The sequence below is a fragment of the Acinetobacter sp. YH12231 genome, from assembly GCF_013417755.1.
In the GTDB taxonomy this organism is placed as follows: Bacteria; Pseudomonadota; Gammaproteobacteria; order Pseudomonadales; family Moraxellaceae; genus Acinetobacter; species Acinetobacter amyesii.
On sequence record NZ_VPDJ01000043.1, the window covers coordinates 1 to 10,716 of the forward strand.

Sequence of the window (10,716 nt, forward strand, 5' to 3'; positions counted from 1 at the left end):
CTTCAAAATTCTTGCTGAGCGATATCGCAATCGAGGCAAAAGACTAGCATTAAGATTCAATCTAATTGCTGGAATTTATAACTTGGAGCTGAGTGAAAAATGACTTATGAAAGAAATCTATTGATCATAAAAAAAGCCCTATCGGGCTGAACGAAGGGCTATAAAAGGAAACCAAGAAATTAGTATGAGAGATTAAGTGATTTTTTCCAGTACTAATTGTTCTTCTAGACTTAAGTCATAAGCTTGCTGATACATTTGTTCCATGTGTTCACCAGCCGTACAGGGTGCATAACGGTAAATTTCACCATCTTTCACCGTTCCTGGTAAGGCATTGATTGGCGTCATGTAATTCGGCCCATAAAAAAATGGAATCGAATAGCGAGACTGACCTTTTGAAAATAAATTTCTAACACGATGTGGATTTGATTTATACAGGTCATTACTCCAACGTGGGATCAGATCGCCTAAATTGACAATAAACGTATCTTTGATCGGTGGCGCTGCAACCCATGTCCCATCTGGTAAACAAACCTCCAGCCCTCCACATTCATCTTGTGCTAAAATCGTGATGGAGCCCCAATCAGTATGCGCTCCAACGCCAAAGCTATATTCATCTGCACCGACAGGATGCGGTGGATAACAGAGCATTTTTAGGGTAATCATGGGGTCGATACAACAGTCATCAAAATAGCTTTCATCTAAAGATAAAGACAGTGCTAAGAGTTGCATAATGCGCTGTGCTAGGCCATTTAGCTGTGCTATATACTCCTGACAAAACTGTTCCATTTCAGGTACTTCAGCACTCGGCCATTGATTAATACCATAACCCTGATATTTGGCTAAAACATAGGGATGATCTGTAGGGTAATTTTTTGCACAGTAGAAACCTTCCTTAATATCTGGCTTTGCGCTGTAGTCTGACTTTTGCGCTGCAAGCTGTTCAAAGCCCAAATGGCTATCATTCAAGCTCTGATCATATTTAAGTTTGGTTCCCAATGGCAATGCAAAGATTTTAGCTGCCAATTCAAACTGACGTTGAATCAACGCTGATGATATTCCATGATTTTTTACATAGAAAAAACCTGAACTGGTTGCTGCCCCTCTTAACTTTTCTACCACGTCTGTGATATTGGCTGAGGAAGGCGTCAATGCCTGCGCTAAATCAATTACGGGAATACTCATAATCACTCGACCTATGTAGAGCAAGTTGCCTCTCTTGCAACTTGCAATATTTTAAAATGTATTGTTTATCAAATTCTTATTTAGGTAGTGACCCATCTACACCTTTGACATAGTAGTTCATTTTAGACAAATCGATATCCGTCAATGTTTTGCCTTTTGCGACCAAGACACTGCCATCTTGTTTATAAATCGGTCCTGTAAATGGATGTAATGCCCCAGTACGTAATGAATCACGAACTGCAATGGCTTTGGTTTTCATTGCAGCCGTCGTTTCTGGGCCAAAGTTTTCAATATTTACAGCACTTTGTTTTACGCCATATTTGATCGCCGAAGGCTTCCATGTATTTGCCGCGACTTGTTTCATCACAGGTTCATAGATTTTTTCCCAATGTAACACTGCTGCTGCAAGATGTGCTTTCGGTCCAAATTTACTCATGTCTGAGTTCCAGCCAAATGCATACCCCCCTTTTTGTTGTGCGGCTTGTACTACAGCAGGTGAATCGGTATTTTGCATCAACACATCTGCTTTTTGAGCGATTAATGCCAATGCTGCTTCACGTTCCTTACCGGGGTTAAACCATGTATTGGCCCAAATTACTTTGGTTTTGACTTTCGGATTTACACTCTGCGCACCTAAAGTATAGGCATTGATGTTTCGAACGACTTCAGGAATTGGAAATGACGCGACGACACCAATGGTATTGGTTTTGGTCTTTTGCCCCGCAACCACACCAAGCATATACGCCCCTTCATAAGTTCGAAGTTCGTACACACCTAAATTTTTTCCTTGTTTATAACCCGTTGCGTGCATAAAGACTGTTTTAGGAAATTGTTTCGCAACTTTTTCCATCGAGTTCATATAACCAAATGATGTACCGAAAATGACTTTGTTGCCTTGTTGTGCCAAGTTACGAATAACACGCTCTGCATCGGCAGTTTCAGGTACATTTTCGATATATGTGGTTTTATATTTTCCAGCTAAAGCTTTGTCTGCCTTGATGCGCCCTTGTTCATGTGAATATGACCATCCATGGTCACTGGTTGGACCCAAATATACAAAAGCGGCCTTTTCTGCTGCATAAGATTGACCCAAACCCAGCATACCAACTGTCGAGAAGACTAAAATCGTTTTGACCAATGCTTTTAATTTAAAACTCATTCTATTTCCCCACAGTGTTTAAAATATATTTGATGTGATACAATTTAAAATGAAGGATATATTTTAAAAATTTATTTTGGATAAAATTAAATCCAACCAAATTTAAAATAATTTTTTTATTATAAATAGCATTATTTTCTAAATTTAATAATCACATATTTATAATACAAAGGTCCTCAACACTTATCGATGTTCGCCATGCAATAAATAAGTTGCTTTAACTGTTTGGTCTATTGCTAAGTTTTTAAAGATTCTTTCTAAAAATTAGAACAGGAAAAACCATTCTTAAATAAATACATGTTTTTTATGATGAATTTATAGGTATGCAGCCTAAATATTGCTGGAAATCAGCTTTAAGTTCCTATTTTAAAATTTCAGTGGTATGGAAATTGCTCAAAACCAGTTGCTTCCTTTGACCAAGATCTTGTTATGACTATAGTTTGGATAAAAAATCCGCTTGCGGTATTTACTGCCAATAATCAGGACGCTCGTGGTGGTGTACTGATTTCTCAAGGAAAAATTATTGAGCTAGTTGGGCTAAATGGGCTGCCCAGTCAGGCTTATGACGAAATATTTAATGCAAAAGATTTGGTTATGCTCCCAGGTCTGATCAATAGCCATCATCATTTTTACCAAACCCTGACACGTGCGTGGGCACCCGTGGTCAATGCACCATTATTTCCATGGCTAAAAACTTTGTACCCAATTTGGGCAAAATTAAACCCAGAACAATTACACTTAGCAACTCAAGTGGCTTTAGCTGAATTATTACTGTCGGGATGTACCTTCGCTGCGGATCATCATTATTTATTTCCAAATCAACTGAACCGTGCCATCGATGTACAAGTTAATGCAGCACAAGACTTAGGTATACGAGTGATGCTTACTCGTGGTTCGATGAGTTTAGGTGAAGATGCCGGCGGTCTTCCTCCGCAGCATACCGTTCAGGACATGGACATCATCTTAAAAGACTCTGAACGTTTGGTATCGAAGTATCATCAACGGCAGGAAGACGCCATGGTGAATATTGCCCTTGCACCTTGCTCGCCTTTTTCAGTGACGCAAGACATTATGCATGAAAGTGCCAAACTTGCAGCAGCACTGGATGTGCGTTTACACACACATTTGGCAGAAACCATAGATGAAGAACATTTCTGCCTTCAAAACTTCGGCATGCGCACCGTCGATTATTTGGAAAGCGTGGGTTGGCTAAATGAACGTACATGGTTGGCACATGGCATTCATTTTAATGCCAATGAAATACGACGTTTAGGACGAGCCAAAGTAGGCATTTGCCATTGCCCTCATTCCAATATGCGTCTTGCTTCTGGTATTTGCCCAACCATGGACTTATTACACGCTGGTAGCCCAATTGGTTTAGGCGTAGATGGCTCAGCATCAGGTGATGCATCAAACCTACTCCTTGAAGCGCGTCAGGCCATGTACTTGCAGCGCTTAAAATATGGCGCAGAAAAGATTACACCTGAACTTGCCTTGCGCTGGGCAACACATGGCTCTGCACAGCTGTTGGGGCGTGAGCAACACCTAGGACAACTTGCTGAAGGTTTCCAAGCTGATTTTGCATTTTACCGATTAGATGACATACGTTTTTCAGGCTCACATGATCCGATCGCGGCTTTGCTACTCTGTGGTGCTGACCGTGCTGAACATGTCATGGTCAAAGGCGATTGGGTCGTCAAAAATCAAAGCTTGGTTAATGTTGATGTCGATGAACTTCAGGCCAAACACCGTGTAGTAGCAAAAGCCTTGCTTGCGGCATGATCAAAAAGACCGAAGTATTGGAGTCCTTCGGTCTAAACTGTTAATTTTGGCGATACTTTTAATGCCCAAATATTAGTGCTTATTCAAAAAGCAAAAAATAATCATTAATCGGTACTTAAATTGACAATGAAAGCCTCATCTCCGTTTGGGATGAGGAGCATGCTCCGTAAGATTAAGCATAAAACAACCTCTCCCTAACCCTCTCCTGAAAGGAGAGGGAATTTAAAACATGAATTTTAAAAGTTCAAAAAATGATTTATGCACTAGGTCTATTCCAAAATTAAATTAGGGAATTTTAAGCTGCAGGATGACTGAGTTGATCAATGATGCCTTGTGCAGCCAATTCATTTAATTCAGCTTCAGTTCTAAATTGGGACAAAATTTCGATTGTGTGCTGCCCTAACTGTGGTGGTGCATGACGGTATTCCACAGGTGTATCAGATAACTTCATCGGTGAACCAATCACTTTAAAATCATGATTTAAAGCATGTGGAATATTCACTACCATGTTACGGTGTTGAATTTGCGGTTCATTTAATGCGTCTTCTACAGAGTTGATGACACCCACAGGCACTTTTACCGCATGAATCGCATCGACCCAAACTTGAGCATCTTGAGTCAGAAAATAGGCACTCAATAATGGAATCAATTCCTCACGGTGCTTTACCCGATCTTGATTACGTAAATAGTTTGGTTGATCTAACAGTTCTGTATAGCCAATCGCAATACACAAGTCTTTAAATTGCTTATCATTACCACAGGCAATAATAAATTCCTTATCTTTGGCTTTAAAAGTTTGATACGGCACAATATTCGGGTGATTATTTCCCATACGTTTAGGTGCTTTACCCGAGGTCAAATAGTTCATGCCTTGATTGGCCAGTGCTGCCACCTGTACATCGAGTAAAGACATATCGATATATTGACCACGGCCTGTATGCTGCCGCGCCAACAATGCCGCCTGAATGGCAATCGTTGAGTACAGTCCGGTCTGAATATCGACCACAGCGACCCCCACCTTTTGTGCGCCTCCACCGATTACATCATCAGATTCACCAGTAATACTCATCAAACCTGACATACCTTGAATAATAAAGTCATAGCCCGGTTCTTCCGCGCGTGGCCCATCCTGACCAAAACCTGTAATTGAGCAATATACGATATTTGGATTTAGCGCACTGAGCGATGCATAGTCCAAACCATATTTGGCCAGTGAACCTGCTTTGTAGTTTTCAATCACGACATCTGCCGTTTGGGCAATTTCACGGACTAGAGCTTGCCCTTCTTCACTAGCAATATCAATGGCTACAGAATATTTATTACGGTTCGCACATTGGTAATAGCCTGATTCTTTCGTCGCTTGACCTTGCTGATTTGGCATCCAAGGTGGTCCCCACATACGGGTATCATCCCCGACTTTAGGACGCTCAATTTTGATTACCTCTGCTCCTAAATCAGCCAATATTTGACCGCACCAAGGACCTGCCAAAACACGGCTTAAGTCCAATACGCGAATTCCTTTTAATGCACCCATAGTTCACTCCAGATGTGCCATAGGATTGAGCTATGGCACAGATCTTTTTAATTATTTAACTGTTGCAGTTTTTGCAGACGCTTTTTGCTCTGCTTCAGCGACATGTGTATCTAAACTTGCAAGTTTTTCTTTTTCCGCATCTGAAGAAAGTGATGCTTGCTGGGGATCATATTGACGTTCACGAATGAACAAGCCCGGAATAACACCTGCAATAAAGTACGCAGCACCCATTACAATAAAGGCCATAGTGAATGATCCGCCAGCGGCAATCATACCAATGGTTGCTGGTGCTATGGCTGCACCTAAACGTCCCATATTGTAAGCACCGCCAATAGCCGTACCGCGTACATCCGTCGAGAAGCTTTCTGCCATATAAGTTGCATTTACACCGTATGGAATACCGTATAAGAAACCGAAAGTTACGAGTAAATAGGCGATGTTGGTTGGTGTGTTATAGAAAATGATGATCGGTAAGAATGCTGCCGTAGCTACCGTACCAAACACAAAGGTAATACGACGTCCGAACTTGTCAGCGGCATAGCCTGCTAAAATTTTACCCAAAATCATGGCGGTATATGCACCTACCATATAGCCTGTCATGGCTTTAAAGTTCATGCTGAGTTCGGTTTCTAGATACGTTGGCATCCAGTTGTTAACACCGTAATAACCGAATTGTAGAAATGCAGCGGTCGACATCCAAAAGAAGAACATTTTGCGATGATTAGTGTGTCCAAAAATACGTTTATAAATACTTTCAGAAGGTGCATTTTGATTGACTGCAGCTTGCTGCTGTACAGGTTCAAGTTTTAATTCACGGCGTTTTAGCTGCTCAATTTTTGCTTCCTGCCAAGATTTTGGTTCAGGAACAAAACGCATAAAGATCAGGGCAAAAGCAGCAGGAATAATCGTGACATAAAATAGCATGCGCCAGCCGTGATCTGGAATAATGGCACCCGCCATCAGCGTTGCAACGATATACCCCACGGTTTGACCCGTTTGCAAAGTCCCAAGTACCGTTGTGCGGTATTTGGTTGGTACATATTCTGCCATGAGCGTATTACACGCCATATAAAGTGAACCCAAACCAAAAGCGCCAATAAAACGTAAAATTAAAAATTGTTCATAGCTTTGGGTAAAGCCTAAAATACATGTCATGATTGAGAAAAATACTACTGACCAAGCAATAGTTTTCACACGACCAAATTTATCGCACGCCCATCCACCAGAAATACCACCTAGCGCCATCCCTGCTAAAGAAGAGCTACCAAGCATTCCTGCTTGAAATGTACTTAAACCAAACTCAGCCTTTAAACTGGTGAGGCTGAATGACAGCAACATAATGTCTACACCATCAATCACCAATGAAATAAAGGCAAAAATAAAGGCCATTTTCCAAGTGTTGTTGGTAATACGATGCATCGTGCCCACGTTAGAAGGCAATTTGAGCGTTCCTGCTCCGTTTTGCATTTCGTTATTCATTTCCTTGTTCCTCATTTTCCCAAATGAGTCATCGGCATTCCTATGTCTGCACATTTGCCTTTTTTATTCTTTTTATTTCATCACTGCTCAGGCTATTGCACAGAGTTACAAGAGTGTTTCACGATGAATCCTTTATTGATTAAGTTTATTTTTGCATAAAAAGTCTCTAAGGCACTCTATGTAGAGCACCTTATTGATATTGAATTCAATTAGTTACCAAAAGCCGCGATGCCTGTTTGCGCACGACCTAGAATCAGTGCATGTACATCATGTGTGCCTTCATAAGTGTTGACGACTTCGAGGTTAACCAAATGGCGGGCAACACCAAACTCATCAGAAATACCATTTCCGCCCATCATGTCACGCGCTACACGGGCAATATCTAAAGCCTTGCCACAGTTGTTACGTTTAATGAGTGATGTGCCTTCTACTGCAGCTAAACCTTCATCTTTCATACGTCCAAAGCGAAGCGCAGCTTGTAGCCCCAAGGCAATCTCAGTTTGCATATCCGCCAATTTCTTTTGAATCAGCTGATTCGCCGCCAATGGTCGACCGAACTGTTTGCGGTCCATGGTGTATTGGTGCGCTGTGTGCCAGCAGAATTCAGCTGCGCCCATTGCGCCCCAAGCGATACCATAACGTGCACTGTTTAGACAGGTAAATGGACCTTTTAAACCACGTACTTCTGGAAAAGCGTTCTCTTCAGGGACAAAAACATTGTCCATGACAATTTCACCGGTAATCGATGCACGTAAGCCAACTTTACCGTGAATCGCTGGTGCTGATAGCCCTTCCCAGCCTTTTTCCAAAATAAAACCACGAATGTCACCTACATTGCCTTCATGCGATACTTCTTTCGCCCAAACAACAAACACGTCGGCAATTGGGCTGTTGGTAATCCACATTTTTGCACCCGTGAGACGATAGCCACCTTCGACTTTTTTTGCACGAGTAATCATGCTACCTGGGTCAGAGCCATGATCTGGTTCAGTTAAACCAAAACAGCCAATGTATTCGCCTGTTGCCAGTTTTGGTAGGTATTTCTGTTTTTGCTCTTCAGAGCCAAATTCATTAATCGGCACCATCACCAAAGAACTTTGAACGCTGGCCATTGAGCGGTAGCCAGAATCCACATATTCAATTTCACGCGCAACGAGACCATAACTAACATAGTTTAGACCTGCGCCGCCGTATTGCTCTGGAATCGTTGGGCCAAGTAAGCCAAGTTCGCCCATTTCTCGGAAAATAGATGCATCGGTTTTTTCATGGCGGAATTGTTCCAGTACACGTGGCTGTAAATGCTCTTGACAGTATGCATGCGCAGTATCGCGAATCATGCGTTCTTCTTCAGTTAATTGCTGTTCCAAAAGAAACGGGTCTTGCCAGTTAAATTGTACTTTTGCCTTTTTTACATTGACCATTTGATTCATCGCATCCTCTGCTTTTTCAGGTTTTCGTTGTTTTATTTGATGCTATGTGTGAAAAGTGATTCATTCAAACGATTAATTTGCATGTAGATATGCGCCTTTCGCATACCTAAGCTTGGCTCACAGCGTGTTAAGCACTTTAGCCACTGATTTGAACTGCGGATTGCTTTATTTATAGACTATAGTGGTATATGAAAATCATTCTTATATGCCATTTTGTGATACCTATCGATAAAAAGGACTTTATCTATGCGGCGCAATATTCCGTCATTGCAAAGCTTAATTTGCTTTGAATCTGCTGCGAAACACGCAAGTTATACGCATGCTTCCCAAGAGTTATTTATTACGCAAAGTGCCGTGTCGCGCCAAATTCAACAGCTTGAAGAATATTTAGGTGTAATGCTATTTAGCAGAACACGTCACGGTGTCGATCTCACAGAAGCAGGCAAGCAATATGCAAAAAGTATTAAACCCTTTTTGCAAGGTATCGAAAAAAGCACTTCAGATATTATGATGCACAAAGGCTTGGGCGGTACTTTAAAGCTGGGCGTTGTGCCAACCTTTGCCACACGTTGGCTGTTGCCAAAATTACATAAATTAAATGCGCAACATCCTGAAATTACAGTGCATTTGGAAACCAGTACTAAACCCTTTTTATTTAATGAAAATGTCTTTGACGCGGCGATTTTTGCAGGAACTCAGCAACAAATTGAGCATTGGCCGGGCATTCAAGCGCATTATTTAATGGATGAAGAAGTGGTTCCCGTTTGTTCCCCCAAATTGATTAAAAGCAACTTTCCCCATGCGGAAATGACCGGTGATCACAGTTTTAATTTAAGCGATGAAGAATTGCTTCAATTGCCCTTATTACAGCAAACCACCCGTCCAAGTATTTGGCAAGAATGGTTTCAAGCCCATCAGCTTCAGCATCCCAAACCATTTGATGGTCAGCGACATGAATTATTTTCCATGCTTTCTGTGGCAGCCAGTCATGGCATGGGTATGGCACTTATTCCACAAATGCTGATTGAAGCTGAACTGAGAAAAAAAGAATTGGTGATTGCATCAAATAAAAAACTGCACGGTAGCCGAAAATATTATTTAGTCCACTCGAGCCAAGACAGCTCACCACAAATACAAAAATTTGTCGATTGGGTGCTACAAGAATTGCATCAACTAAGTTGAAGTAATCGCTATATTTTGAGTACAGTAAATTCGCTGAATCATCCATTCAATACATGCAACCGTACGCATTGGACTCATCAATTAAAATATAAGGCTAAATATCTATGCAAAAAATTGTGGTGTTTTCAGGTGCTGGCATGAGCGCAGAAAGCGGCATCAATACCTTCCGTGACAGTGATGGTCTTTGGGAACAGCATCGTATTGAAGATGTGGCCACACCTGAAGCTTGGGCACGCGATCCCGCTTTAGTACAGCGTTTTTATAATGAACGCCGTAAACATATTTTAGCCGCAGAGCCAAATGCAGCGCATAAATTAATTGCTGAACTCGATGATTTTTTTGATGTACAAGTCATTACTCAAAATATTGATGATCTACATGAACGTGCAGGCAGTCAAAATGTACTACATCTGCATGGAAATATTCGTTACGCAAAAAGCTCTGGCCCTCAGGCGCAATATACGCAGGAATTGTTTCCCATTGAAGGTGCAGATTTAAACTTAGACACCGACAAATGCCCTGAGGGATATCCTTTACGGCCACATGTGGTCTGGTTTGGCGAAGCAGTTCCTGCCTATGAAGATGCCAGTGTGAGTGTGCAAACGGCAGATATTTTTATTGTGATTGGCACGAGTCTGGCTGTCTATCCTGTGGCTAGATTGATTCACGAAATCCCTGCCAACTGCCGTGCATTTTATATCGATCCGAAAGCAGATTATCAACGTGTACCTGAGCAATATCAATTGATTAAAGCAGGCGCCAGTGAAGGCATGAAAATGCTTTTTCAGCAATTGATTGCGCCATAAAAGCACATTTTAGCATCAGTATTGATCAAAAAAACTAGGGTGTGTTGACATTTACAGCCGATAAATTGAGCTAAAGAGGCAACCATATAAATATACAAGCTAAAGCAACAGTGCTTTGATAGTTACGTTTTAGCTTATCGTATCTTGTGGCAATTCCTCTAA

At 41.4% G+C, this 10,716-nt stretch carries 8 protein-coding genes and 2 pseudogenes; 4 read left to right on the forward strand and 6 right to left on the reverse strand.

All coding sequences use genetic code 11. The features are described 5' to 3' along the window. Window positions 1–103, forward strand: a pseudogene (locus FTV11_RS16395) (IS5/IS1182 family transposase); the annotation flags it as partial. An 89-nt stretch (window positions 104–192) separates the two neighbouring features. Here FTV11_RS16395 and FTV11_RS16400 read toward each other — a convergent pair. Beyond that, complete coding sequence (locus tag FTV11_RS16400; protein ID WP_180074472.1) at window positions 193–1,182, reverse strand: isopenicillin N synthase family oxygenase; 990 nt, start codon at window positions 1,180–1,182, stop codon at window positions 193–195. Between the two features lie 76 nt (window positions 1,183–1,258). Further along, on the reverse strand, window positions 1,259–2,284 hold the full coding sequence (locus tag FTV11_RS16405) for a BMP family ABC transporter substrate-binding protein (protein WP_257223278.1): 1,026 nt from the start codon (window positions 2,282–2,284) through the stop codon (window positions 1,259–1,261). Window positions 2,285–2,770: 486 nt separating this feature from the next. Here FTV11_RS16405 and FTV11_RS16410 point away from each other — a divergent pair, with 486 nt between their 5' ends. After that, window positions 2,771–4,123 carry an 8-oxoguanine deaminase gene (locus FTV11_RS16410; protein WP_180074477.1) on the forward strand — a complete coding sequence of 451 codons (1,353 nt, stop codon included), beginning with the start codon at window positions 2,771–2,773 and terminating at the stop codon, window positions 4,121–4,123. A 295-nt stretch (window positions 4,124–4,418) separates the two neighbouring features. Here the strand turns inward: FTV11_RS16410 and FTV11_RS16415 are convergent, their stop codons facing one another. The 3 genes from FTV11_RS16415 to FTV11_RS16425 form a co-directional block, all read right to left on the reverse strand. Then, window positions 4,419–5,657, reverse strand: coding sequence for a CaiB/BaiF CoA-transferase family protein (locus tag FTV11_RS16415; RefSeq protein ID WP_180074479.1), 1,239 nt, complete (start codon window positions 5,655–5,657; stop codon window positions 4,419–4,421). A gap of 51 nt (window positions 5,658–5,708) precedes the next feature. Then, window positions 5,709–7,136 (reverse strand): MFS transporter, encoded by a 1,428-nt coding sequence (locus FTV11_RS16420; RefSeq protein WP_180074481.1) that lies wholly within the window; start codon window positions 7,134–7,136, stop codon window positions 5,709–5,711. Window positions 7,137–7,345: 209 nt separating this feature from the next. Next, a complete protein-coding gene (locus tag FTV11_RS16425) occupies window positions 7,346–8,566 on the reverse strand; it encodes an acyl-CoA dehydrogenase (protein WP_180011164.1) in 1,221 nt (406 codons plus the stop codon). 246 nt (window positions 8,567–8,812) lie between these two features. Here FTV11_RS16425 and FTV11_RS16430 point away from each other — a divergent pair, with 246 nt between their 5' ends. Next, window positions 8,813–9,748: a LysR substrate-binding domain-containing protein gene (locus FTV11_RS16430; RefSeq protein WP_180050982.1), complete on the forward strand. Its 936-nt coding sequence runs from the start codon at window positions 8,813–8,815 to the stop codon at window positions 9,746–9,748. A 104-nt stretch (window positions 9,749–9,852) separates the two neighbouring features. Continuing rightward, on the forward strand, window positions 9,853–10,554 hold the full coding sequence (locus tag FTV11_RS16435; protein ID WP_180004398.1) for an NAD-dependent deacylase: 702 nt from the start codon (window positions 9,853–9,855) through the stop codon (window positions 10,552–10,554). A gap of 70 nt (window positions 10,555–10,624) precedes the next feature. On the opposite strand, the pseudogene FTV11_RS16440 reads toward FTV11_RS16435, so the two are convergent. Beyond that, window positions 10,625–10,716, reverse strand: a pseudogene (locus tag FTV11_RS16440) (IS5/IS1182 family transposase); the annotation flags it as partial.

Coding starts and splice junctions, on each gene's coding strand:
- FTV11_RS16405 (WP_257223278.1), bottom strand. CDS start 2,284: ATGCTGGGTTTGGGTCAATCTTATGCAGCAGAAAAGGCCGCTTTTGTA.
- FTV11_RS16430 (WP_180050982.1), top strand. CDS start 8,813: ATGCGGCGCAATATTCCGTCATTGCAAAGCTTAATTTGCTTTGAATCT.
- FTV11_RS16420 (WP_180074481.1), bottom strand. CDS start 7,136: ATGAATAACGAAATGCAAAACGGAGCAGGAACGCTCAAATTGCCTTCT.
- FTV11_RS16400 (WP_180074472.1), bottom strand. CDS start 1,182: ATGAGTATTCCCGTAATTGATTTAGCGCAGGCATTGACGCCTTCCTCA.
- FTV11_RS16425 (WP_180011164.1), bottom strand. CDS start 8,566: ATGAATCAAATGGTCAATGTAAAAAAGGCAAAAGTACAATTTAACTGG.
- FTV11_RS16415 (WP_180074479.1), bottom strand. CDS start 5,657: ATGGGTGCATTAAAAGGAATTCGCGTATTGGACTTAAGCCGTGTTTTG.
- FTV11_RS16435 (WP_180004398.1), top strand. CDS start 9,853: ATGCAAAAAATTGTGGTGTTTTCAGGTGCTGGCATGAGCGCAGAAAGC.
- FTV11_RS16410 (WP_180074477.1), top strand. CDS start 2,771: ATGACTATAGTTTGGATAAAAAATCCGCTTGCGGTATTTACTGCCAAT.